The organism is Cohnella nanjingensis (assembly GCF_014212125.1).
Classification (GTDB): domain Bacteria; phylum Bacillota; class Bacilli; order Paenibacillales; family Paenibacillaceae; genus Cohnella; species Cohnella nanjingensis.
The window spans coordinates 75952-99631 of the sequence record NZ_JACJVP010000001.1 but is presented as its reverse complement, the minus strand read 5'-3'; the positions used below and the strand labels follow the sequence as shown (position 1 = coordinate 99631).

Genomic DNA, 23680 nt, shown 5'->3' with positions numbered 1-23680 from the left:
AAAGCGTGCGGAAACTGGATGAAGTATTGTCTTACAATCAAGCGTTCGTGGAGCAGAAAGAGTACGAAAAATATTTGACCACCAAAATCCCGGAAAAACGGCTCGTCATCGTCACCTGCATGGATACCAGGCTGACGGAGCTCCTCCCGAAGGCGTTGAACCTACGCAACGGGGACGCCAAGATCATCAAGAACGCAGGCGCCATCATCACCGCGCCGTTCGGCAATATTATGCGGAGCGTACTCGTCGCTCTGTACGAACTCAAAGGCGACGAAGTGATGATCATCGGCCACCACGACTGCGGGATGACGGGGATCGATCCGAAAGTGGTCGTGAGCCACATGGTCGAACGCGGCGTCGAGCCGCAGACGATTCGTACGCTTCACCACTCGGGATTGGACTTCAACCGCTGGCTGACCGGCTTCGAGAACGTAACCAAGAGCGTCGAGAACAGCGTGGACATCGTGCGCAAGCACCCGCTGCTTCCGCCCGGCACGCCGGTGCACGGCCTGACGATTCATCCGGAGACGGGCGCGCTGGAGCTCGTCACGGACGGATACGCCTATCTGGAGAAAATCTCGCACGAGAGCGAGTATTAATCCCGACAACGCGCGTCGATTCCGTTCGTTTACCTCATTAAATATCTTCCCCCACCCGCTGGCGGCCGAGCGCTTTGCGCTTCGCCGATGCCATGCGGGCTTCTTCTACGTCGCTCCGGTCCCGAAGCTTGTGGCGGTTGACGATTGCGGCTCCTGCCGCCAAGCCGTCCGAAGACCACTGCGCGCCCAATTCGGAAGTGCGCCGCTTCGCCGCCTCCAGCAGGCCCGGCTCGCGGATCGGCAGATCGAAGTCGTCGTACCGCACGCCTTCCGGGCCGCCCCAAGCCGCCAACCGGGCGCGAATCATCTCCGCGAGCCGCTCGCCGTCCAGTCCGATCTCATCCATGAGGCCCGAATCGATCTCGGCGGCACATTTAGCTAGCAGCTTGAACGCGCCCTTGCCGTTGCTGCGGCGGGCATGGTACTGCATGACCGAGAGGCGGATCAGCACCAGCCAGCAGCCGATATATCGGGCATCCACTGGCCCCTGTTGCTTCCAATATTCCTCCATGATCTCATGGCATTCAAAATAATCGCGGGTGCCGTGGTATTGCGCCAAATAATCGACGAACGGCGGCGGAAACGGGAATAATAGCTTCATGCTTCGATCGGCTCCTTGCCTGCGGATTCCGTTGCTATCAGCATAACGCATGGCGTCCGGCGACTCAACCGCGTCGTTCGTGTCAAAAAATGAAACCGCATGCGATATACGCCGTATTACCTTACTGAACCTAAACCAATCAGGGGGAATCGCTCAAGATGTTGAAAAAACTGCTGCTAGTGTTCAGCCTCTTCGCCTTCACGGTGACGATCGCGATGCCGGCCGACGTATCGGACGCAGCGCGCAAATCGTTCAGTTCGGGCAAGAAATCCTTTACCAAGACGCCATCCAAAGCGCAAGACAATGTGTCCAAGAGCACGACGGGCACGAATAAATCGACTAACGGCGCGACTACGACGCCGAACCGGGGCTTCATGAGCGGCGGCAGCTTCATGAAAGGCATGATGATCGGCGGCCTCGCCGGCATGCTGTTCGGCGGCATGTTCGGCGGCATGGGCTTCTTCGGCGACATTCTCGGCTTGCTCGTTAACTTGGCAGCGATCTTCCTGCTCGTGACCGTGATCATGGCGATCGTGAATTCCTTCAAGCGCCGCAGGCAGCATCAGCCGCAAGGACCGAACGACAACCAACGCCGCTGGTAACCGACGATGCGGATCACGATGGACGAGATCGTCAACGCGGTGTGCGCGCACATGGCCGAGCGCCAGGAAGTGCCCGTCACCGCCGTTGAAGTCGAGCTGAACTGGGACGAGGATCAAGGATACACCGCTGAGGTCTGGGTGCAAGGTCGCAGCCGCTATCTGGTGGAGGCGAACCTCAAGGAGTCGATCATGCGATACATGCTGGCGGAGTACGACCAACGCGTCTACCCGTCGCAGATCACTTTGATGCTCGACGACGAGATCTATGCGGAGATTGAACAATAAGGCGCGATTTGCGCTGAGCGCACTAGCATAAGGCCGCCCCTGACGGAGCGGTCTTTTTGCTGCTGCCGCAAGTGACGATCCGCCGCCCTCTTATCTACCGGAGGCCGGCGCTCGAGGCGGGGCTGGTCGTAAGACCGAAGCTGGAGTCGAGGGCGAATCCCGCACCCACTCCCATGTCCACGCCATCGCCCACGCCCACACCCACACCACACCTTTGCCCTCGCCCACACCCTCGCCCTCGTCCTCGTCAACGTCCGCCTGCACCTCTCGCTTCCCGGCATTTGCACGATATCCCTTTCGCTCAGGAATAACTTCAGATCCTCTTGTGAATTCAGGCACAATCTTTGCGCCAACAGGCAACACCTGACTGTATAGAATCCCCGGAGCCCCAAACGCCTGCTTCCTGATCGAACGGGATACTGTCGTAACACCGCTCCCTTGCTTCCTGACTGAAGGGGATACTGTCGTAACGTCACCCTCACTTTTCCTGACTGAGAGGGATACCGTCGTAACCTCACCTCCACGCAGCCTGACCGAAGGGGATATCGTCGTAACGCCAATTGCAGCAAGTATCACAAACACTCCAACGCCCACCCTTCCCTTCTCTTCTCTTCTCTTCTCTTCTCTTCTCTTCTCTTCTCTTCTCTTCTCTTCTCTTCTCTTCCCATCCCTCCCCCAAACGAAAAACCCGCAGACCTGAGGTCTGCGGGTTGCATTAATAACGTGACGGGCTTTACCAAGCGTAGGCGTTCGGAGCGTGCCCGCCCGGTCCCGGGAAGATCTCGTCCAAACGGCGCAGCGTCTCGTCGCTGAGCGCGATGTCGACGACGCGCAGCGCGCCTTCGAGCTGCTCAAGCGTACGCGGACCGATGATCGGAGCGGTCATCGCCGGCTGGACGAGCGTCCAGGTCAGGGCGACGTTCGCTTCGCTCTCGCCGAGCTCCTTGCACAGCCCCTCGAATGCTTCGAGCTGCGACCGATGCTTCTCGACGCGCTCGGGGTTGTTCGCGCGCTTCGAGCCGGCTACCGGCTTCAGCGCGTGTCCGCTCAGCAGGCCGCCGTCGAGCGGGCTCCAGGCGATGACGCCGATTCCGTGCTCCTCGGCTGCCGGCAGCACTTCGAGCTCGGGCAGACGACAGAGGAGACTGTATTTGTGCTGCTCGGACACGAGGCCCAGCATCCGTTGATTTTTCGCTTCGTATTGCGCTTTGACCAAGTCGCGCCCGGCAAAGTTGCTGGAGCCGACATAACCGATCTTGCCTTGGCCTATGGCTACTCGGAAGCCTTCCCACAGTTCGTCCCAGGAAACGTTGCGGTCGACGTGATGCATCTGGTAGAGCTCGATATGATCGGTCTGCAAACGGCGCAGGGAGCCTTCCAGATGGCGGCGCAGCTTGTAGCCGGACAGACCCGCTTCGCTGTTCGGACCGTCCAGCGGATCGCTCATGTCGCCATAGAACTTGGTGGCGAGCACGACTTTCTCGCGGCGGCCGCCGCCTTGGGCGAACCAACGGCCGATGATCTCTTCCGTCCTGCCCGCATTCTCGCCCCAGCCGTAGATATTAGCCGTGTCGAAGAAGTTGATGCCCGCGTCCAAAGCCGCGTCCATGATTCGGAACGCGTCTTTCTCCTCGGTATCCACGCCGAAGTTCATCGTACCCAGGCAAAGCTTGCTGACTTTTAAACCCGAACGTCCTAAGTAACTATAGCGCATACTCATCATCCTCCCTCAATTGACGAATCTATTCTATTTTAACGGATCGATTCGAGAGATGCCAACTTCTGGGCGGCGGTGCGCATCGCAAGGATGTCAGGTAGATTCGGGTTCGTTCGCCGCTCATGCGTCTTGCATCCTCGTGACAGCTCGCCTCGTTTAGGAGAGATCGTAGCGCAAGATCGCTTTCCACGGGCCGCAAAGATGCATCGTTCAACGCCTCGCTCATTCGTCTCGTTCCGCCCCTTTCGTCTTCCGCTCGCGATGGCGCCGGACGTTCATCAGGTTGCCGCAGATGCCGTGGTCGCACCACTTCCTACTTTTATTTTTGCTGGCATCGTAGAAGATCCATTTACAGCGATCGTTTTCGCATATTTTCAGTCGCTTCGGCTCCCCGTCGGTCAAAAGCCGCGCGAAGGACAGGACGATCTCCGATTCGAGCCACGCGAGGTTGCGGTCGGTCGGCTGGCGATCGATGCGATAGGCGTTGTCGTCGTTGACGGAGAATCGCCAAGTTCCCGAAGACTGGCCCAAGTATCCGTTCATGCGTTCGATGTCATTCGGCGGCAGCGGGAGCGACGCGTTCGCCCGCTGCACGATTCCCCGCAGCCAAGCGCGCAGCTGCCTGAGCTCCGCGAGATCTCCCTCGCTTAGCGGCGCATCGGGTTTCATGTCCCATTCGCCCAGCACATGATCCTGCCATTCCGGCTGTCCCAAGCGGTCGACATACGAATCCTCATGCAGGCCGTCCCAATATTCGCTGTTCAGAAAATCAATAAAGAAATAACGCATTGCCGTTCTCCTTGTCATGGGGCTCTAGTGCCGATTCGGTTAGAATTGTAATCATTATAGGCACATATATGGATTACAAACAAGCAAAGGCGTTAGCAAGAATAGCAAAGAAGCCGCAGACCCTTGATCTGCGGCTTCTTTCTCGATAGGGACGGTTACAACACTCCCTCCACGATGTTCCCCCTGAACATCGTGGCGACTCGCTTCGGCCTTCTCGCTACGGCTTCAGCTGAGCAAGACGCCTCCACCAAGACGAGATTTGCTTCGTCACCGACTTGCGGCCACATTCGCTCTCCCTCCGGATGCAGCGGGGTTCGTCCTCCGGTGATGAAGCCCAGCGTTTGAGCCAACGACCGTTCATCCGACCATCCCGACGCTTCCGCCAAGCGGCCGGCGCGTTCGAGCAAATCAGCGTTGCCGAAAGGCGACCAGACGTCGAAGATGTTGTCGCATCCGACGGCGACCGATACGCCCTTCCGGCGCAACAAGCCGACCGGCGGAAACTTGCGGTTGATCGGCACGCTCGTAATGATGGCGATCCCCGCCTCGGCCAATTGCTCGGCCATGGCTTCGGCTTGCGCCGGCGTCGCATCTCCGAGCCCGAAGGCATGGCTGATCGCCACCTTGCCTTGCAGACCCGCTTCGATCGTCAACTGGGCCAATCTTCGCATCGTGAAGAGGCCGAGATGATCCGCGTCATGCAAATGCAAATCGATTCCGGCATGGCCTTCCACGGCAATATCCACCATCTCGTGCAGAGATGCTTCAATATCCCCGTCTACGGTAGCCGGATCGACGCCGCCTACCAAGCTTGCGCCTTGACGCAGCGCTTCTCTGACGAGACCCTTTGCCTGCGTGCGCAACAGTCCGTGCTGCGGAAACGCCACGATCTCCGAAGACAGCTTTCCTTCGAACGTCCGCAGCGCTTTTTGGACTTCGTCCAAATTCCCCAATCCCGCCTCCGGATAAATATCCACGTGCGTGCGCACATGCGTAACCCCGGTTTTCGAATAGAGATCAAGCAGCTTCTCCGCGCGTGTTTGCGTCGAAGTCTTTAACGAAGGGAGAACTTCTTTCTCCGCCTCCAGCCGATCGAAGATCGTCTTCGCGGGGGTTACCGCGCGCCAACGGTCGCCGAGCAGCGTCTTATCCAAGTGGCAATGCTTCTCGATCAAGGAGGGCAGCGCCAAATGCCGCCGGGCATCGAACTGGGGGAGGCCGTCCGTAATAGCTTCGCTGGCAGGCAGAATCTTCGCGATCCTCCCATCCTTCAGAAGTAGGTGCGCGCACTCCGTCTTGGTACCCGAGACGACGTCATTTTCAATGCGGTATCCACGCTCCAGCAGAACATGGGTCAGCCAAAAGGTCGCGTTCATCGGCGATCTTCCTTTCTTTCTACGCATCGTAGGGCTCCGGCAACGAGATTTCCTTTGTATATCACAGCCATTCTTCCGGCCCTGCGCGCAATGGCTTCCGCCGAACAGCTTGCTTCTACGAACACGAGATCGGCATCGTCTCCCGCGTTCGGCCAGATGCGTCTTCCCTCCGGATTTAAAGGCGTGACGCCTCCCGTTATCAATCCCAGGGCCTGTCCGAGCGAACGTTCATCGCTCCAACCGAACCGCTCCGCCGCCGTCCCTGCTTTTTCCAAGGCATCTCCTTTTCCGAACGGAGACCAATGATCCGTGATACTGTCGTCTCCGAGGGAGATTTCCACGCCCTTGCCACGAAGAAGGGGAATCGGAATCGTCCGGCCGATCGGCACCGACGACGCGATCGAGATCCCTTGCCGGGCCAGCAGCTCGGCGACTTCGTCGGCTTCGGCAGGCGGGATATCCGCCAAAGCGAACGCATGACTGATCGTGACCCTGCCTTGCCATCCCGCTTCCTCCGTTAGAGCAGCCAGGCGCTTAAACGTGAATATACCTAGATGGCCCGGGTCATGGATATGAAGGTCGATCGCGGCATTCGCTTCTACGGCAAGCTCCATCGTCGTCTGCAGCGATCTCTCGATATCTTCATCCAGCGTGGCTGGATCGACGCCGCCGACCAGCGAGGCGCCGCTGCGCAACGCTTGTCTCACCAAGGCGACGGACTTGCTGCGCAGCAAGCCGTGCTGCGGAAACGCGACAATCTCGACGGAAGCTTTCCCTTGATAGGCTTCCACGGCTTGCAAGACGGCTTCCAGATTTTTCAACCCGATCACCGGATCGACATTGCAATGCGCGCGAACCCGCGTCGAGCCCGAACGCAACAGCAGGTCCATCAACTTCCTCGCCCGATTCTCCGCCACAGGCAGCAATCGCGGCAGCAGCTCCCGCTCCTCCTCCAACCGCGTCAGGATGCCCTTGGTCGGAATTGTCGGCGCTTGCCAGGGGCCGCCATAATACGTTTTATCCAAATGGATGTGCATATCTCTGAAGGAGGGGAGCATTAAATGATGCTGCGCATCCCGCACCGGGAGAACGGTCTCTAAAGGTCGGACGGCCGAGACGACGTCCATTATTTTCCCTTCTTCGATCAGGACATGGAAACTCTCCGTTTCCGTTCCTGCGACGGCGCCGTCCGAAAAACGGTAACCCGTCTCCAGTCGGACATTCGTGATCCAGTAAGCTTGATTCGTCATCGCTCTCCCGCTCCCGCACGGATCAATATCGCTTCGATGGCTTGGAATCCGCGATTTTGCGCATGCTGCAGAGGCGTGATTCCCTCTTTGTCCCCGATATGGACGTCGGCCCCATGATCGACCAACAGCTGCACGATTCGCTGATGCTTTGCTCCGCCGTCGCCCAGAATGACCGCCTCGAGCAAGGCCGTCCAATGCAGACGATTGATGTGATTGACATCGATGCCCGAACGCGCCAGCAGTTCTTCCACGACCTCCACATGCCCGCGTTCCGAAGCCGGGATCAGCGCCGTGCCTCCGAACCGGTTCGTAAGCTTCGGATCCGCCCCCGCGTCGATGGCGAGTTTGACGATATCGAGCATGCCTTCGGCTCCTGCGTACAGCAGCACATTATTCAGGTTGCGGTCGCGAATATTAGGATCGGCCCCCTTCCGGATCAGCGCCTTCACCGTCTCGGTATGATGGTTGTACGTCGCCGCCATGACCGCCGTTCTCCCGCGTTCATCCGTGGCATCGAGGCGCGCGCCGTCCTGAAGCAGCCTCAGCACGTTCTCCGTGTCGCCCTTCTCCGCCATCTCGATCATTTGCTCGTCCATCGTCTTCATCGTCCTTTCTTCCAATTGCGTCCCGCTTGGCAGTCGTTGCGGGGAATGAGAGGCTGCGCCGCACGCGGCAAGCCATACAATCAGCAGCAACGCGAGCATCCGAGACATTTCCGCCACTCCTTTTTCCCCGCTATGCAAATATGCTAACATGGAGGTGACTATATGAAAAATATATTTAAAATAAGATTTACTAATGTTTATCATATGGAAATTAGGAGGGTCCCGAAAATGGATATCCGGCAACTGCGCTATTTTATCGCGATCGTAGAGGAAGGGAAAATCTCCGCCGCTGCCGAGAGACTTCACCTCTCCCAGCCGCCGTTGAGCCAACAGTTGAAAACGATGGAAGAGGAACTCGGCTCCAAGCTGATCGAGCGGAGCGGGAAATCGTTTGAAGTCACGGAAGCCGGGAAAGCCTTGTACAAATATGCCTTGCAGATGACGCAATTAATGGAAGAAGCCAAGATCGAAGTGAAGGAAGTCGGGGCCGGGGTGAACGGTAAACTGACGATCGGCATCAATACGTTCTCGGTCGTGGGATTGCCGGAGATTCTGCAGCAATTCCAACAAAGCTATCCTAAGGTGACCTATAAGATCCAGCAAAACGAATCCGCTCTGCTGTGCGATCTCGTGAGAAACCGCGCGGTCGAGCTTGCGATCATTCGATTGCCGCTGGAGCTCAGTTCTTTTTCCGTGGTTCACCTGCATACCGAACCGTTTTATTTCATTGCCTCGAAGCGGCAGAAAGGAATGGATCGGGAAGTCGCCCTGGCGGACATCCGGCAAGCTCCCCTTCTGTTGCCTAGTACGGAAGGATTAGGCGTGCATTATTCGATCGTAGAAGCCTTCTCCCGATACCGAATCCAGCCCAACATCGTCGGGGAGTGTTCCGATATTGCGCTGTTGATGGATCTCGTCTCCGCGGGCTTCGGCGCGTCCATCGTACCGGAGACGGTCCTTCAGCGGCATCAAGGCTATCCGATACAAGCATGCAAAATCACGAATCCGGAATTGTCCGCGTCGGTCGGACTGATCTGGAACAAAAATCATCGGTTGTCCAAGTCCGCTCAAAACTTCGTAGAGTTGTTCAGAAACAGAATGGAGCAAGAATACGGCAAACGCGCCTAAAGAGGGTCAACGGTCGGTTACACCGAGAGCTTGTCCGCGTCCATGGAAACGTGACGCTTCGTCTTGCCCAACCGTCTAACCGACACGAAGCTGCTAGCCAGCAGCACGACTGCACCGAACAAATAAGGCAAGTCCATATGGATATCGAAAAGAATGCCCGCAAGCGCAGGTCCGAATATATTGCCGAGGCTCATGTAGGCATTGCTCATTCCCGCTACGAACCCCTGCTCCTCCCCGGCTTCCTTGGACAGCAGCGTATTGATCGTGGGACGCAGGATATTGTTGAACGTGAAGAAAAGCATCGTCATGAGCATGACGTAGTAGAAGTTGCCCGAGAGCAGCAAGCACGCCAGGGATACTGCCGATAACAGCAGCATGATGCCGACGATCCGCTTTTCCCCGAAGCGATGGTTGATCCGATTGGTCAGCACCACTTGGTTAAACGTGCCGATCAGCGAACATACCGTAATCAGAATGGCGATATCGCGCGTGGTGAATCCGTAGCCTTGAACGACGAACAGCGGAAAAATCGCTTCAAAATGCGTGAGGCCGAACGTGGTGGCGAAAACGATAAGCAGGAGGATGAAGTAGCTTGAACGAACCGAAAGCGCAAGTTGGCGAAACACATTTTCCCGCCGCTCCTTCGCCTGCAGGCGGGTCAGACGAATGGACGGCGATAGCGATTCCGGCAGCAGCTTCAAGCTGCATGCCATCGCTAACAGGCCAATCATCGCGGATGCGTAGAAAGGTCCCTTGATGCCCAGTTCGGCCAGCAATCCCCCGGCGCCCGGTCCGATGATGAATCCCGATGACATCGACGCCCCCAACCACGACATGGCCTTGCTGCGCTCTTCATCCGTCGTAATATCCGCGACGTAAGCCATGATGGCGGGAACCAATGCGGCAGAGCCCATCCCTCCGATCAACCGCGATACGAATAAGAAGGACAGGTCGCCTGCAATCGCGGCCAAGAAGTTGGAGATCGCGAACAGGAGCAGCCCCGTAAGGATCATCGGTTTGCGGCCGTATCGATCGGACAGCTTGCCTGCGATCGGCGAGAATAGAAACTGCGTCAGACCGAAGCAGGATACCAAATACCCCGCCGCTTGACCGCCCGCCCCGAACAGCTGAAGCAGATCCGGCAAGATCGGGATGACAAGCCCCATGCCTAGCATGGCGAGAAACATGTTCAATAACAATAATGGAAACGCGGATTTGGATCGCATTGCGTAATCTCCTCTGTCGACCGAGCCATGCAGATATACTTGAAGAGCAGTCCCCCTTCTCTCGGCATCATCTCGTATGCTAACATGCATTTGTCTATATGGAAAATATATAAATCCTATTGAAAATAAATTTATTTCGTATAGCGTTTTTGGGGAAGGTATATAAAAATCCTTGAAGAATTTGCTGCGGCCTTTGTCTGCCCCTCCCCTTTTCCAGATACAAGAAACGTATTATAGTACACCCAAAGGGAATAATGCGCAGTTAAGCGAAACAAGGAGGCTTCTCCATGATCAAAGTCGTGCTGATCCGTCACGGACAAAGCGAGTGGAATCTCGAGAATCGATTCACGGGCTGGTCGGATGTGGACTTGTCGGTCAACGGGCTCGAAGAGGCCAGACAAGCGGGGAGGGTGTTGAAAAAGCATGGTTACGTCTTCGACGCCGCGCATACTTCCTATCTGAAGCGCGCGATTCGGACGCTGTGGATCATCCTCGGCGAGATGGATCTGATGTGGATTCCCGAGTACAAAAGCTGGATGCTGAACGAACGGCATTACGGCGCGCTGCAGGGGCTGAACAAAGCCGAGACGGCCGCGAAATACGGGGAGGAACAAGTTCACTTGTGGCGCAGATCCGTCAACGTTCGTCCTCCGGCGCTGGAACGGAATGACGTCCGGTACGAGGCGTCCGCTCCGCGCTACCAGAGCTTGCAGGACGGGGAGTATCCGTTGACGGAAAATCTGGAGGATACGGAGCGCCGCGTACTGCGGTACTGGCGGGAATCGATCTCGCCCGCCTTGACGTCCGGCCAGCACATCCTCATCGCGGCTCACGGCAATACGTTGCGAGCGCTCGTAAAGCACCTGGATCGGATCCCGGCCGACGGCATCGCCGACCTGAACATTCCTACGGGCATCCCGCTCGTATACGAATTGGACGAACGATTGGCGCCGATCCGGCATTATTACTTGGGCATCGACGGCGAGCTCCCGGGCGAAGCCATTCCTTCCCGCCTATGACGGCATAAAGTTCCGTTGCGCGAGCGGTAAAACCCTACTATTTTCATGGGCGCGTCTCCATTCCATGAGGGCCGGAATTGGGTTGGAAATGGCGTTTAGCAATCGCTTCCTTATTATTGCAGCGCCTCCATGCTCTGGATTGGAAGCGGAAAATAGGCCGACAATCGTGAAAAGTTGTCGGCCCCGCGCTGCCTGGATGACGGATACATCGAAGGACACCGCTGCAAGTTCGATGCTCTTCCTCCGTCTAGATCTGCTAGCGCCTCAATTGCGCCTTCACCCTGGCGACCAATGCAGCCGGGTTGAAAGGCTTGGCTGCGCCTTCGGCCGCTCCGGCTGTCCGTCCAGCGGCGGAGTCCCCTTCTCCCTTCGCCGACAGCAAGATGATCGGAATGCGCGTCCCACGCTTCAGACGAGCCTGGATGCCGTCCGGATTCGCCATAGCCCTATTCAAAATGACCAGATGGATGTGCTCCTGCCGCAAGAGGCGCAGCGCTTCCCGCCCGTCCTCGGCTTCCCTCACCTGAAATCCTTCATGGCGCAAAGACGCGCGCACCATATCCCGCGTGAGCGCATCGTCATCCACGATCAATATTTTCTCGCCCTTCCATCGGCTCCTCATCCGTTTGGCATGCCAACGGATGATCCATATGACGCTGGCTGCGACAAACGCAAGCCAGGACAGCTTGGGCAGCATTTCGGAATCCAAACGCAACATCCCCATCGCAACATTCTCCCTCGGTTTAAGCGTCTATCTATACAGGCATGCGGCATTGGGCCGCAGGCAGATGGAAATCTCGGCCGGAGGCCGTGACGCCGCAGAGGGGGACTTCATACCCAACAAGCATAATTCATAAAAATGAGAAAAATCCGGGGAGATTTCTGAATTTATTCTGAATGTGCAAACCGACCGGAAGCGAATCGAAAAAAGAGGATCAGGCATCCCCGTTCAGGGCTCCTAATCCTCTCTTGCGCATCCTTGTTATTCGCACATCCGCCGGTGAATGCTCGCGCCCAGGTGATGAACGTCCAGCTTGGCGACTTCGTCCAGATGCCGGGCTGCCTCGGCTTGCCGACCGAGTCCGATCAAGCCTAACGACATCATATAGAGGCAATGAATCCGGTTGCGCTTGTTCATATCGTCTTCGAAGACGAGGAAGTCAGGCAGCGAGACGGCAAAGTAGTCGATCTTCACGTCGTCCCCGATATGCTTCTCCGCGTAATCGATGAGCTTGTTGAATCTCCGCTTGGCTTCTCTGGCGTTGCCCAGTCTCAGCCACGCCATCCCTTGATAGAAGATCATATCCGGGGGTTGATCGTTGTAGTACATCGCGCTCGTCGGCTCCTCCAGTCCCCGGGAGGCGACCCGCAGATTCGCCTCGGCTTGCACCCGTTGGTTCAAGCCTTCGTAAGCGCACCCGAGATAATAATAGATATGGTTCTCCTGCGCTCCGGTCAGTTTGCCTTCCCCGAGATTGTCCGGGTAGACGAGCGCCTCCTCTAAGCGGGCGATCGCTTCCTCGTATTCGCGAGCGGCGAGCTTCCGCTTGGCCAGCTCCACCAGCGCAAGCACGTGCTGTCCGGTCGCTTTGCCTTCTCCGCCTTCCCACGGGTGGAACTGCCGCGCCGCCAGCGCTTGGAGCGCTTCCTCGTGGCGGCCCTGGGCGTTCAGGAGCGTGACGAATTCCAGATAGAGGTCGTCGCGCTTGTCGACTAGCGCCTTGTTCCGCTCCAGCTTGGCGAAGCGTTCCTCGGCCGAACGGCCTAACTTCTTGTACAGCTGATCGAGCTCATAGAAGACGCGAGCATCGTCCGCCCCAAGCGCGAACGCCCGCTCCAGGGAGTCGCGCGCTTGTTCGGCGAGCCCCAGCTTATTGTAGTAAGCGAGCGCCAGATTGCGGTGCACCGTAGGGAAGGCGTCGTTGCGCGCTCGAGACGCCTCCCAATGGGCGACGGCGTCGGCATGACGTTTCTTGTCGTACATCCAATTGCCCAGCAGGTAATGGGCTCTGTCGTCGTTCCCGTTCGCGGCAATCGCGCTCTCCAGCACGTGCAGATCGAACAAGCTGTTCGGGAAGCAGTAATCCGACGCGGCCTGCCGGCCCGCTTCGCGATGGGCCGCCGCCAGGTCGCTTCGGCCTGCGAGATCGTGAAGGTAGCCAAGCGTATAGTGAAGCATCGGATACGCGTTGGCGGCCGCATCCGGAACGACGCGCTCCAGCACGCCGACCGCTTCCTTGAACAAGCCGCATCCGGCATAATCGGATGCCAGATTCAAATAATTGTGCGGGTCGTCCCGCATAAGCCGCCGCAGTTCGCCCAGAGCGGCGTTGGCACCCGCTTGATCGCCAAGGGCGGCCAGCGCCAGCGCACGCTCGTTGGCCGAGCCGAAGTCGGCGACGTCCAGCCGCAGCGTCTCTTCCGCATAGGCGACCGCCTCTGCCGGGAGTCCAAGCTTGCGCAGCAGCGCCGCCTTCAGATGGCGCGCCTTGTAGTTCCGCGCATTGCGGATGAGCGAGCGTTCGGCCAGCTCCAGCGCTTCTGCGTACGCGCCCCGCTCGGCCGCGATCTGGGCCAGCGAGAAGTAGCCCGGGTCCTGCCAGGCGGCGGACCAGACGGACTTGTAGAACGCGGCGAAAGCTTCCGTCAAGCGGCCTTGCAGCTTCAGTGCCACGCCGAGCTGGTAAAGCGCCTCGCTGTCGTAGGGATTCGGATTGCGCCAGGTCATGGACTTGATGGCCGCCCGGAAGCAGCTCTCGGCCTCGGCAAACAACCCCCGGCGCAGCAGAAGCGTCCCGTAAGCGGTGTTGATGCGGATATCGCCTGGATCACGCTTCAAGCCTTCAAGATAGTACGCTTCCGGTTCGAACGTAGCATGGCGGTACTGCTCCAGATGGAGACCGGACAAGTACAATTGCTCGTTCGTGCGGAGCTCCTGCGGCTCCGGCAGCGGCGTCGCGGCGTCCGGCACTTCCTCGAGCGATGGCTCCGCCGGCCGATAAGCAATCAGCAGGCGGCCCTCCGCGTCCCGGACGGAGACGGTCAGGTCGTGCGGGCGGTCTCCCGCGTCCAGAGGGATAACCGACTTGAAGCTCGCGCGCGGCGACAGCGCGGCCCGCTCGGACAGATAGACGCGATTACGGCCCTTCAGCTCGACCGCCGCGCCTTCGTAGACCGATGTCGCATAGACCAGCACGGTCGCTTGGCGTGCGTCCTCGTCGACCTCCAGATTGACCGCGGCGTGGATCGACGCGTTCTTCACCACCCCGATGTCCTTGTACGGCATGAAGTATTGCTTGAACGATTTTTCCTCGTAGGGCTGCAGCCAGGTGAAGTCGGGCTGGTTGTCGGTATAGACGCCGGTCATGAGCTCGATGTAGGGGCCATCCTCGTCGGTCAGATTACGGTCCCAGGCCTGGCCGAACGCTTCGTTGCCCCACGTCCATTGCTTTTTGCCCGGGGAGATATGGTGGTTGGCCACGTGCAGCAGACCGGCCTGGACGCCGTGGTCGTAGCCGCCGACGAAGTTGTAGTCGGACTTGTACGCCATGTAGGACGTCGGCACCGGAATGTTGCGGTAGCGAGAGATGTCCACGCCCTCGGAGTAATCCATCTTATAGTACGTGCCGGTCGCGATCGGGAACCGGGAGACGTCCCGTTTGCCATGGTCGAAAACGGCCGTGACGTCGGGCGGGAACACGGACTGCGTATGATCGTTCACGGCCACGGCCGGATTCGCCCACCACAGAAACGTCTGGGGCTCCGGCGTGCGGTTGTACAACTGCGCGGAGATTTCGAGATAGGCTTTGCCCGGGTGCAGCGTGAAGCCGGCGGTCACCTTCGTCCCGTACATCCGGTCGATCTCGCTCACCCAGACCGTCGCGCTGCCGTCTTCGTTCTCGGACAGGCGGTATTCGACCGGTCCGTACGTGTTCGGACGGTGATGCTGAGGCCAGTTGAACTCGATGCCGCCGGAGATCCAGGGTCCGGCCAATCCGACGAGCGCGGGCTTGATAACCCGGTTGTAGTAAACAAAGTCGTAATCGTTCGTCTTGTCCAGCGCCCGGTAGATGCGTCCGCCCAGCTCGGGCATGATCTCGATGCGGACGTATTCGTTCTCCAGGATCGCCATCTTATAGATTTGCGGCTTTTTCTCGTCCGCGATCTTGTCGACGACGGGATGCGGGTAAACGCGGCCGGAGCTGCCTTGATAGACGCGTTTCTCCAGGAACATCGGATTTCGGTCGGGCGCCCCGATCGCGTAAGTCGGGATCGACGCTTCCTCTTCCCAGACGCGCGCCGGTGCCGGCGCGTTCGGTTGCGATGGTGTCATGGTGTATTCCCCCTTGGCTTCTTGATAGGTCTACTGTACCGCGCGGACGGCGACGCACCAATTGACGAAATGCGGTTTGTGATGGATGATATTCTTAATATCCAAATAATCATGTCTAATCATAATGCGCCTGGAGGGTATAAAGATGGAACATGAACGGAAAATGGAAGGATTCGACGAGGAGCGATTGTTCGTCCTTCCCGACTATATGGCCGGCGAGCTCTCCCAGTCGCATCTGACGCGCGGCCTCTATGTGAGCGATATCGGCTACTTCCCGCGCGCGCGCCATCATTACCGGGAGCGGCCGGAAGGCTCCAATGCGCATATCTTGATCTATTGCGTGGAGGGCGAAGGCTGGGTGGAGACGAACGGCAAGCCGGCCGCCGTAACCGAACGCCAACTCGTCGCGATCCCGGCGAACGTCCCCCACCGCTACGGCGCTTCCTCCGACTCGCCTTGGAGCATCTACTGGGTGCATCTCCAGGGCGAGTACGTGGCCGACTACATGAAGCTGTTCGGCTTGGACGGCGGCGCGGTGCGCCTGCCTGCCGGCGCCTTCTCCGCCTGGACCGACGGCTTCGAGAAGTGCTACCGGCTGCTCTCCGGCAAGCCCTATTCGATGCCCGCGCAGGTGCTCGTCTCGCTGACGATGGGCGAGCTGCTCGGGAACGTCGGGATGAGCGCCGAAGGCTCGGCCCGGGACCGCAAGCGGGAGACGGACCTGGCCGGCGCCATTCGCTTCCTGAACGACAGGCTGGCCGAATCGGTCTCGCTCGCCGAGCTGGCGGCGCATACCGGCATCTCGAAGCAGCATCTCGTGTATCTGTTCAACCAAGAGACCGGCTTCCCGCCGATCGAATACTTCCTCCGCTTGAAAATGCAAAAAGCCGGTCAGCTGCTCTGCCTGACCGGCTTGACGGTAAAAGAGATCGCCGCGGCCGTAGGGATAGGAGATCCCTACTACTTCTCGCGATTGTTCAAGAAGCTGATGGGCGCGTCCCCCGCCCACTATCGCAGCGTGCCGAAGGGATAGCCGCCGGGGATGGCGCTGCCGTCCCTTCCCTTAACGCAGGCTCAGCTCGAGATGCCAGGCGTAGCGGCCGCCGGGTTCGACGGTCGCCGACTCGCCCCTGCTCATCGCGTGCGCCAGATCGTCCATTCGCCCCGTCGCGGGTTCGAGCGCGACATGTTCGTACCCGCCGTATCCGCCGGCATTGGCCCAGACCGCCAGATACGGCACCCGATCCGCCGGGAAGCGCAGGACGACCGCCTCTCCCGTCGCGGGATCCTCCAGCGACGCCCAGCCTTCCTTGACGCGCTCCGTGAAGTAGTACTTCTCCGCATGGCGCCCCGCCGACGACTCGATGAGGCGCAGATCGATCTCGCCCGCCGAGGTGCGCGCAACCGGCCACGGCTGCTTGTCGCCGAAGATGCCGAGGCGGCGTCCGGCGGAATACGAAACCTCGATCTCCGTCAGATGATCGGGAACGCGGATTCGCATTCCTTCGCGCGCGCGGAACAGCGGATGCGCCGCCCAGAGGAACGAGAACGGCGCGTCCGATCGGTTCGTAGCCGCATACTGGATGCGCAGCGTGTCGGACGCCGGCATGGTGATCGTCTTCTCCAGCGTATAGGGGAAGTTGACGCCATCCGCTTTGCCGCGCAGCGCATCCCCGTCCAGACGGAATCGCCATGGCAGCGACCAGACCTCTCCGTGATCAGGCACGGCCCGCCCTTGCCAGGGCGAATCCGGATATGCGCAGGCGTCGATGCCCGGAAACATCTCGTCCCAGCCGCTCTCATCCCCGCTGGCGAACGGAGAACCGTACCCTGCGTTGCCCAGCGGCTTGCCGCTGCGCCACAGCCATTCGCGGCCGGTGGCCAAGCTCGACAGCGAGACGGCTTTGCCGCCGAGCGCGGGGATGACGGTGAGCGACAGCCGCTCCGTCCGGCCGACCCAGGCGTCGTATCCTTCGTAGACCGCTCTCGTCCAGCGCGGCTCCGTCATCCATCATCGCCCTGCCTTTCATCGTTGCCCGCACGTTCTTCTTCGCGCATCCCTTCGCCCGCGCCCGTCTCGATCCGCACGATGGCGTGCAGGTCCAGACGGGGCAGCTCCACGTGGACGCGCTCGCCGTCCCACGTCCAATTCAGGAGCGTCCTCTCCGGCTCCAACGTCACGCGGCTCGGCCGGACCTTCGTTCGGACCCGCAGCCGAATGCCGAAGATCGGCGGCACCTCTTCATTGTGAATGATATAGCCCGGACGTTTCTGGGCGAAGTAGTTCGTCGCGTGCACGAGCAGCTCCGCGCCTTCCATCGTGCGTCGCTCCTGCAGCGCGAGCTCGACATGCAGCGGCTTGTCCGCGTCCAGCCTCCGGCTCGCAGCCGGATACAGCTCTTCCAGGCCACGCACGAGCCATTCGCGCGTCAGCCGGTGCCCTTCGAGGTAGTAGAGCGCGAACGGCTCGCCGTTCACGTACATCGCACGTCCCCGTCCGTAGCGATGAACGGTCACCGCGGGACCGGCGTCCGTCTTCCCCGCCGGGGCAGCCCCAACCGTCGTGTAGTGCCGCCAATGCGAACGGTCCTTGACGCCTTCCGCCCAGACGCTCTCGACCGGTTCCAGCACGTGCGCCAGCGCCTCCGCGCCCGCCAGCGTCACCTGCATTGCCGCCCCCCACACCTGCAGCTTCAAGTCTCCGTTCGCCATACTTGCGGCGAGCTCGGGACCGGCTTGCCAATAATGCAGCGGAGCGGGTAGCTCCCCGCCGCGCGAGAGGCCGAGCAACTTAGCGAACGGATCTGCCGCCCGGCGTTCTCCCCGCTCGCTGTACAGACCGGAGCGCCCCGATACGAGGAGCGTCCCGCCCGTTTCAACATACCGCTCCAACGCCTCGATCGTCTCGTCTTCCATTAACATCTGGTCGGGCACGATCACGAGCGCTTGACGATCGAGCGATCGGCGCATCGTCTCTTCGTCATAGATCAAGTGCTGGATGCCCGCTTCGGAGAGCAGCATCGACGCGCCGTCGACCCGGTCCGTACGCGAGCGGGGAACCGCGACGCCCCACGCCTGATCCCGCCCCCACTCCGGTCCGGCCATCGGCCCGATCAGTTGGGAAGGCAGACTGGCGAGCACCGCGACATCCGGTACCGGCTCGGCCCCATGGCCGAACGGCTCGCGCGGCTTGACGTAGTCGTGCACTTCCCGGAGATGCCGGTAGACGGTCGGCTCCACCGTCCCGTCCGGATGCGGCTGGTCGGCGAAGAAGAAGCGTCCGCCGACCGAGAGCACGGTCGCCAGCTCCAGCTTCCAGTCCGTAGGCGGCCGCATCTGCCACTCGCCCCAGCCGTGGAATCGCTCGTTCATGTAATCGAACGGCAGCCCCGTCGTGGACTGGTAGCGTCCCTCCCGGCTGAACGTCATCTCGTGATTGGCGCCGAAGTGCACCGGGTCGCACGACAGCCAGTCGAGGCCGAGCTCCAGCGGCGCAAGCCACTTCACCAGCTCGCCTCTCTCTACGTGCGGGATGCCGTACAGGTACTTGCCCGCATTGTTCTCCGCGAGCAGCGTGTCCGGGGAGACGGCCTTCACCGTCTCCGCCAATCTGCGCAGATAAGGCGCGATCAGGCCCCGGCGCCAGATCCGCCAGCGGATCCACGCCTCGTCGTCCAGCTCCTCCGAGGGCGCCGGCATCGGTCCCGCGGGCAAGCTGCGCCCGGTATCCTCCAGGTAGCGCCGGCTGCAATTGTCGCAGTAGCACGGGTGCTCGACCATCCAGCTGCCCGCATCGATCCACACGCCGTCGGGCGCATGACGGGCGATCGCCTCCCGCAGCAGCGGGAAGAAGAACGCCTCCAGATAGTCCGAAGCGATGCAGATATGGGAGGCCTCGTGCTGGAGCCAGGCGCCGCGCGGCATCGTCCCGTCCTCGGCCACGCGCATCCATTCCGGATGAAGCTTGCGCATCTCGACGGAGGTGAACGCGTTTAGGTACAGGATCGTCCGGATGCCCTGCGCCTTCAGCGCCTTGGACATGAGCCCCGTATAGTCGTTCTTCAGACCGGGATGGACAGGCGCGATCCCGGACGGATAGAAGGCATAGCCGTAGTGATCGTACGCGAAAAACTCGACCGCTTCGATGCCGGATCGCTTGAACGTCTTCGCCTGCCGCTGCGCCTCTGCTTCGGTGAACGCCTCGGCCACGCCCTCCATCCAAGGCGGCTGATGATAATCCAGGTGAAGCTTGCGATAAACTTCGCTGATCCAAGATGCCATCGTTACGCCTCCTTCGCCGAAGCGTCGACCCGCCGCAGACGCAGCAGCCAGCTGTCGTAGTCGCCCCGGAGCGCGAGCGGGAGGCCGAGATGCATCAGCGTCGAGCCGTGCCCGATTGTCGATTCGGCGGTGTCGTCGTCCTTCACTTCATAGACGGCGTTCGGGTCCAATCCGCGGAGGCGGAGCCGGCGCACGGTCCCGCCGAAGTGCTGGGACTGCAGGAACGCGAACACGACCGCTTCGCCGCCGTCCCGGCTCACGTATTCGTACGCCGCGACGTTGGAATGACGCAGCGATTCGAGCCGGTAGAGTTCGCCCTCGGACACCACGTGCCGAATCTCCTTGTAGAGCGCCACGTACCGCGCCGCCTCCGCCATCTCTTGATCCGTCCACTTGCCGATATTCGCCCCGATCCCAAGTCCCCCCATCATCGCGCTGCGGAACCGGTACGAGAGCGGCAAGCTTCGGCCGTTGAAGCCGTTCGGCGCCTCCGTCACCCAGCACATCATGACCGAAGGGCTGTAAGCGTAGGTGAAGCCTTCTTGGATCGTCAACCGATCCCGGGCGTCGGTGTTGTCGCTGATCCAGGCTTGATCGGCATAGCGCAGGATGCCGAGGTCGATGCGGGCGCCCCCGCCCGCGCACGTCTCGAACGCGACGTGCGGGAACCGCCGCCTGAGCTCCGCCCAGATCGCGTACAGATTCTCCGCGTGCCGAGTCCATATCGAATGCTCCGCCACCGCGTCCCCCGATTCGCCCGGCTCGGTGACGGTGCGGTTCATGTCCCACTTGATGAACGAGATGTCGTGCTTGGACAGCAACTCCGTCATGAAGTCCAATACGAACGCCTTCACCTCGGGCTTGCCGAGGTTCAGCAGATACTGGTTGCGCAGCGGGGTGCTCTGCCGCGTCGGATACCGGTAGATCCAATCCGGGTGCGCGCGGAACAGGTCGCTGTCCGGGTTGACGGACTCGGGCTCGACCCAGAGTCCGAACGCCATTCCCTTGTCCTTCACCGCCGAGATCAGCTCATCCAGGCCGTTCGGGAACTTCTCGGCGTTGACCCGCCAGTCGCCGAGGCCGGCCCGGTCGCTATTCCGCTCGCCGAACCAGCCGTCGTCGACGACGAACAGCTCGACGCCGAGCCGCGCGGCTCGCTCCGCCAGTGCCAGCTGATCCCGGACGTTGACCGCGAATTCGGTCGCCTCCCACGAATTGTACAGCACCTTGCGCGGCCCGCTCGATGGCAGGATCTCCTCTCGCTCGTAGCGGTGCAGCACGCGGCTCATCTCGCCGAAGCCGCCGGAGACATAGCCGCCGACGAAGACGGGCGAATCGTAAGTCCCGCCGGGCGCGAGCGCGAACGCGCCGTCGAAGTCGTTCACCCCGCCGGCGATCCGCACGCCACCGAACGTCGTCCGCTCGAATACGAGCTTCCAGTTGCCGCTCCAGGCGAGCGCGCCGAACCATACCCGGCCGTTCGTCTCGCTCGCGCCGCCGTCGTCGATCGCGAACCAAGGATTGGCGTGCGGACCCGTGAATCCCCGGCGGGATTCGAGCACCTTCTTGCCCTCCGACAGCAGGTTGGACCTTAGCTGGTACTCGCCGGCCCAACGGCCGGTGACGTGCGTCAAACGATAGTCGGGCAGACCGCCGACCGACCACAAGGCGGCCATCGCCTGCTCGATGCGGACCGGCGACGCTTCCCCGTTGCGAATCGAGACGCTACGTTCGATGAGATCGTGCCGGTCGACGATCTTGTAGCGGACATCGACATGCAATTCGTAATGGCTGTCCTTCAGATGAAGGACGAGCGTCTCCTCGCCTTCGATCGCATGCCCGACGGCTTGCAGTTGCAGGTCGCGGACGCCGTCCGCGAATGTCGCCCTAAGTCCGGGCTCCGCATAGCTCGCGCCGCCCCAGCCGCCGTACTCCTCGGCTTCGCGGTCGACCGCCGCGTCGAACGAGCTGTGCGACCGCGCCTGCAGCAGTTCCGCGGCCTCGGCCGCCGCGATCGGCTCCCCCCAGTACAGATGCTGCAACGCGCCGTTTCCGTTCAAGCCGAACAGGTAGGTCGTTCGCGCGGTGCGGAGCTCGAACAGCTTCTTTTCCTCGTGATAGATGATTGCCATGAAGACTCTCCTTTGCGGTTACCCTTTGATCGCGCCAGCCGCGATGCCCTTGATGATGAATCTCTGCATGAACAGGAAAAAGGCGACGATCGGAACCATGCCCATGACCGCATAGGCGAAGGCGAGATTCAGATCGCTGCTGTACTGGCCGAAAAAGAAATATTGCTGCAGCGGGATCGTGCGGAATTGCTTGTCCTGAAGATACAGCAGCGGCAGCAGAAAGTCGTTCCAAATGTACAGCACGTTGAGCACGAGCACGGTCGCCGTGACCGGCTTGAGCAGCGGCAGGACGATGCGGAAGAAGATGCCCGGCGTCGAGCAGCCGTCGATCCGCGCCGCCTCTTCGATCTCGCGGGAGATGCCGCGAACGAAGCCGGAGAAGAACAGCACGCCCATCTGCACGCCGAAGCCGCCGTAGATGAGCGCGATTCCCCAATGGCTGTTGACGAGGTGCAGCGACTTGCCCAGCTTGTAGAGCGGGAGCATCGTCACTTGGAACGGCACCATCATCCCCGACAGGAACAGTAGGAAAACGACGTTGTAGAACGGCTTGTTGCGCCTCGCGATCGAATAGCCGGCGAGGGCGGACGCGATCACGATCAGCGCGACGGAGAGGACCGTGACGATGAGGCTGTTCATGATCGCCTTCGGATACTCCGAAGTCTCCCAGGCGTGAACGAAGTTGGCGAAGTCGAGGCTGGACGGCCACGCATAGAAGGAATCGAACGTTTGCTTCGCCGACTTGAACGCCATCAGCACCGCGACGTACAGCGGGAAGACGAACGCGATCGCCAGCAACGAGACGATAACGAAGATCAGGATTCGGACCGGTCTCATCCCATGTCGACCTCCCTTCTTCTGAATATTCCGACTTGAACGACGGTGACGACCACGAGCACGAGGAAGAAGATAACCGACAAGGTCATGCCGTAACCCGCCTTGAAGTTGTCGAACGAAGTGCGGTAGATATAGGTCGACATGACGTCCGTAGCGAAGGCGGGCCCGCCTTTCGTCGTCACGTACACCAGATCGAACACCTTAAGCGCGCCCGTCAGCACGAGCAGCAGGTTGATCGTCACGGCGGGCGCGAGCAGCGGGAACGTAATGTGGCGGAACGCCTTCCAAGTGCCCGCCCCGTCGATCTTCGCGCTCTCGACGAGCTCGCCCGGGATGCCCTGGAGACCCGCGATGTAGATGATCATCGGCGATCCGACGCCTTGCCAGAGCGCCACGATGATCAAGCCCATCATGGCGTAGTCGGGATTGCCGAGCGGGCTGGTCATATCGATCCCGAAGCGGCTGAACAGCTGCGGGAAGCCTTGGCTGTAGTTGTAGCCCCAGACGAACCCCGAGAGCACGATCGAGATGACGCTGGGCAGGAAGAAGATGGTGCGGAATACGTTTCTGAACTTCAAATAGTTGTCGAGCAGCAAGGCCAACGCCATCGACAGGACGTTGACGAGCAACGTCAGGATCAGGGCATATTTGAACGTGTTCCACAACGCTCTCCATAGATCTGAATCCCGGAAAGCCTTCACGTAGTTATCCCATCCGATGTAGTGTATCTTGGGGGACACGCCGTCCCAATTGGAGAATGAATATCGCAGTCCCGTCGCCAGCGGGATGACGACCGCCAGGAGGAACAAGAGGACGGCCGGCAGCAGGAACAAGAGATACCAGGACTCGCCGCGGAGCGATCGTCTCAAGCTGTTCATCGCGCACTTCCTTTCGGAAGAG

At 60.2% G+C, this 23680-nt stretch carries 20 protein-coding genes; 6 read left to right on the top strand and 14 right to left on the bottom strand.

What is annotated here, in order from left to right:
• The first annotated feature begins 5 nt into the window (after window positions 1-5).
• Window positions 6-599 (top strand): beta-class carbonic anhydrase, encoded by a 594-nt coding sequence (locus H7C19_RS00390; protein ID WP_185140582.1) that lies wholly within the window; start codon window positions 6-8, stop codon window positions 597-599.
• A gap of 37 nt (window positions 600-636) precedes the next feature.
• Here H7C19_RS00390 and H7C19_RS00385 read toward each other — a convergent pair whose 3' ends face one another.
• Window positions 637-1200 (bottom strand): DUF309 domain-containing protein, encoded by a 564-nt coding sequence (locus H7C19_RS00385; protein ID WP_185140581.1) that lies wholly within the window; start codon window positions 1198-1200, stop codon window positions 637-639.
• A gap of 158 nt (window positions 1201-1358) precedes the next feature.
• Between H7C19_RS00385 and H7C19_RS00380 the strand changes: the two genes are divergently transcribed.
• Both H7C19_RS00380 and H7C19_RS00375 read left to right on the top strand, forming a co-directional pair.
• Complete coding sequence (locus H7C19_RS00380; RefSeq protein WP_185140580.1) at window positions 1359-1802, top strand: hypothetical protein; 444 nt, start codon at window positions 1359-1361, stop codon at window positions 1800-1802.
• Between the two features lie 6 nt (window positions 1803-1808).
• The gene (locus tag H7C19_RS00375) at window positions 1809-2087 is read left to right on the top strand and encodes a DUF2653 family protein (protein ID WP_185140579.1); all 279 of its coding nucleotides are present in this window, start codon (window positions 1809-1811) and stop codon (window positions 2085-2087) included.
• Between the two features lie 733 nt (window positions 2088-2820).
• On the opposite strand, the gene H7C19_RS00370 is transcribed toward H7C19_RS00375, so the two are convergent.
• The 5 genes from H7C19_RS00370 to H7C19_RS00350 form a co-directional block, all read right to left on the bottom strand.
• On the bottom strand, window positions 2821-3801 hold the full coding sequence (locus H7C19_RS00370) for an aldo/keto reductase (RefSeq protein WP_185140578.1): 981 nt from the start codon (window positions 3799-3801) through the stop codon (window positions 2821-2823).
• 225 nt (window positions 3802-4026) lie between these two features.
• Entirely contained in the window at window positions 4027-4593 is a 567-nt protein-coding gene (locus H7C19_RS00365; protein WP_185140577.1) for a CGNR zinc finger domain-containing protein, read from the bottom strand.
• A gap of 155 nt (window positions 4594-4748) precedes the next feature.
• Window positions 4749-5969: an amidohydrolase gene (locus tag H7C19_RS00360; RefSeq protein WP_185140576.1), complete on the bottom strand. Its 1221-nt coding sequence runs from the start codon at window positions 5967-5969 to the stop codon at window positions 4749-4751.
• Complete coding sequence (locus H7C19_RS00355) at window positions 5966-7219, bottom strand: amidohydrolase family protein (protein ID WP_185140575.1); 1254 nt, start codon at window positions 7217-7219, stop codon at window positions 5966-5968. The genes H7C19_RS00360 and H7C19_RS00355 overlap by 4 nt, the downstream gene beginning before the upstream one ends.
• A complete protein-coding gene (locus H7C19_RS00350) occupies window positions 7216-7815 on the bottom strand; it encodes an ankyrin repeat domain-containing protein (RefSeq protein ID WP_246469253.1) in 600 nt (199 codons plus the stop codon). Before H7C19_RS00350 ends, H7C19_RS00355 begins: the two co-directional genes overlap by 4 nt.
• A 237-nt stretch (window positions 7816-8052) precedes the next feature.
• Here H7C19_RS00350 and H7C19_RS00345 point away from each other — a divergent pair, with 237 nt between their 5' ends.
• Window positions 8053-8952, top strand: a complete 900-nt coding sequence (locus H7C19_RS00345; protein ID WP_185140573.1) for a LysR family transcriptional regulator — start codon at window positions 8053-8055, stop codon at window positions 8950-8952.
• Between the two features lie 17 nt (window positions 8953-8969).
• On the opposite strand, the gene H7C19_RS00340 is transcribed toward H7C19_RS00345, so the two are convergent.
• Complete coding sequence (locus H7C19_RS00340) at window positions 8970-10178, bottom strand: MFS transporter (protein ID WP_185140572.1); 1209 nt, start codon at window positions 10176-10178, stop codon at window positions 8970-8972.
• A gap of 287 nt (window positions 10179-10465) precedes the next feature.
• On the opposite strand from H7C19_RS00340, the gene gpmA reads away from it, so the two are divergent.
• Window positions 10466-11197, top strand: coding sequence for a 2,3-diphosphoglycerate-dependent phosphoglycerate mutase (gene gpmA, locus H7C19_RS00335; RefSeq protein ID WP_185140571.1), 732 nt, complete (start codon window positions 10466-10468; stop codon window positions 11195-11197).
• 256 nt (window positions 11198-11453) lie between these two features.
• Here gpmA and H7C19_RS00330 read toward each other — a convergent pair whose 3' ends face one another.
• Window positions 11454-11921, bottom strand: a complete 468-nt coding sequence (locus H7C19_RS00330; protein ID WP_185140570.1) for a response regulator transcription factor — start codon at window positions 11919-11921, stop codon at window positions 11454-11456.
• 258 nt (window positions 11922-12179) lie between these two features.
• On the bottom strand, window positions 12180-15530 hold the full coding sequence (locus tag H7C19_RS00325) for a DUF5107 domain-containing protein (protein WP_185140569.1): 3351 nt from the start codon (window positions 15528-15530) through the stop codon (window positions 12180-12182).
• Window positions 15531-15675: 145 nt separating this feature from the next.
• On the opposite strand from H7C19_RS00325, the gene H7C19_RS00320 reads away from it, so the two are divergent.
• Window positions 15676-16563: an AraC family transcriptional regulator gene (locus H7C19_RS00320; protein WP_185140568.1), complete on the top strand. Its 888-nt coding sequence runs from the start codon at window positions 15676-15678 to the stop codon at window positions 16561-16563.
• Window positions 16564-16593: 30 nt separating this feature from the next.
• Here H7C19_RS00320 and H7C19_RS00315 read toward each other — a convergent pair whose 3' ends face one another.
• Genes H7C19_RS00315 through H7C19_RS00295 form a run of 5 tightly spaced genes read right to left on the bottom strand, consistent with a single transcriptional unit; the run spans window position 16594 to window position 23658 of the window.
• Window positions 16594-17538, bottom strand: a complete 945-nt coding sequence (locus H7C19_RS00315; RefSeq protein ID WP_185140567.1) for an aldose epimerase family protein — start codon at window positions 17536-17538, stop codon at window positions 16594-16596.
• The gene (locus H7C19_RS00310) at window positions 17535-19811 is read right to left on the bottom strand and encodes a beta-galactosidase trimerization domain-containing protein (RefSeq protein WP_185140566.1); all 2277 of its coding nucleotides are present in this window, start codon (window positions 19809-19811) and stop codon (window positions 17535-17537) included. Before H7C19_RS00310 ends, H7C19_RS00315 begins: the two co-directional genes overlap by 4 nt.
• Window positions 19812-19813: 2 nt before the next feature.
• Complete coding sequence (locus H7C19_RS00305; protein WP_185140565.1) at window positions 19814-21943, bottom strand: alpha-galactosidase; 2130 nt, start codon at window positions 21941-21943, stop codon at window positions 19814-19816.
• 18 nt (window positions 21944-21961) lie between these two features.
• Window positions 21962-22780, bottom strand: coding sequence for a carbohydrate ABC transporter permease (locus H7C19_RS00300; protein WP_185140564.1), 819 nt, complete (start codon window positions 22778-22780; stop codon window positions 21962-21964).
• The gene (locus H7C19_RS00295; protein WP_185140563.1) at window positions 22777-23658 is read right to left on the bottom strand and encodes a carbohydrate ABC transporter permease; all 882 of its coding nucleotides are present in this window, start codon (window positions 23656-23658) and stop codon (window positions 22777-22779) included. The genes H7C19_RS00300 and H7C19_RS00295 overlap by 4 nt, the downstream gene beginning before the upstream one ends.
• Window positions 23659-23680 lie beyond the last annotated feature (22 nt).

Bases quoted from the DNA above. Each gene is read 5' to 3' on its own strand.
- H7C19_RS00385 (WP_185140581.1), bottom strand. From the start codon at position 1,200: ATGAAGCTATTATTCCCGTTTCCGCCGCCGTTCGTCGATTATTTGGCG.
- H7C19_RS00380 (WP_185140580.1), top strand. From the start codon at position 1,359: ATGTTGAAAAAACTGCTGCTAGTGTTCAGCCTCTTCGCCTTCACGGTG.
- H7C19_RS00375 (WP_185140579.1), top strand. From the start codon at position 1,809: ATGCGGATCACGATGGACGAGATCGTCAACGCGGTGTGCGCGCACATG.
- H7C19_RS00370 (WP_185140578.1), bottom strand. From the start codon at position 3,801: ATGCGCTATAGTTACTTAGGACGTTCGGGTTTAAAAGTCAGCAAGCTT.
- H7C19_RS00365 (WP_185140577.1), bottom strand. From the start codon at position 4,593: ATGCGTTATTTCTTTATTGATTTTCTGAACAGCGAATATTGGGACGGC.
- H7C19_RS00360 (WP_185140576.1), bottom strand. From the start codon at position 5,969: ATGAACGCGACCTTTTGGCTGACCCATGTTCTGCTGGAGCGTGGATAC.
- H7C19_RS00355 (WP_185140575.1), bottom strand. From the start codon at position 7,219: ATGACGAATCAAGCTTACTGGATCACGAATGTCCGACTGGAGACGGGT.
- H7C19_RS00350 (WP_246469253.1), bottom strand. From the start codon at position 7,815: ATGGACGAGCAAATGATCGAGATGGCGGAGAAGGGCGACACGGAGAAC.
- H7C19_RS00345 (WP_185140573.1), top strand. From the start codon at position 8,053: ATGGATATCCGGCAACTGCGCTATTTTATCGCGATCGTAGAGGAAGGG.
- H7C19_RS00340 (WP_185140572.1), bottom strand. From the start codon at position 10,178: ATGCGATCCAAATCCGCGTTTCCATTATTGTTATTGAACATGTTTCTC.
- gpmA (WP_185140571.1), top strand. From the start codon at position 10,466: ATGATCAAAGTCGTGCTGATCCGTCACGGACAAAGCGAGTGGAATCTC.
- H7C19_RS00330 (WP_185140570.1), bottom strand. From the start codon at position 11,921: ATGGGGATGTTGCGTTTGGATTCCGAAATGCTGCCCAAGCTGTCCTGG.
- H7C19_RS00325 (WP_185140569.1), bottom strand. From the start codon at position 15,530: ATGACACCATCGCAACCGAACGCGCCGGCACCGGCGCGCGTCTGGGAA.
- H7C19_RS00320 (WP_185140568.1), top strand. From the start codon at position 15,676: ATGGAACATGAACGGAAAATGGAAGGATTCGACGAGGAGCGATTGTTC.
- H7C19_RS00315 (WP_185140567.1), bottom strand. From the start codon at position 17,538: ATGACGGAGCCGCGCTGGACGAGAGCGGTCTACGAAGGATACGACGCC.
- H7C19_RS00310 (WP_185140566.1), bottom strand. From the start codon at position 19,811: ATGGCATCTTGGATCAGCGAAGTTTATCGCAAGCTTCACCTGGATTAT.
- H7C19_RS00305 (WP_185140565.1), bottom strand. From the start codon at position 21,943: ATGGCAATCATCTATCACGAGGAAAAGAAGCTGTTCGAGCTCCGCACC.
- H7C19_RS00300 (WP_185140564.1), bottom strand. From the start codon at position 22,780: ATGAGACCGGTCCGAATCCTGATCTTCGTTATCGTCTCGTTGCTGGCG.
- H7C19_RS00295 (WP_185140563.1), bottom strand. From the start codon at position 23,658: ATGAACAGCTTGAGACGATCGCTCCGCGGCGAGTCCTGGTATCTCTTG.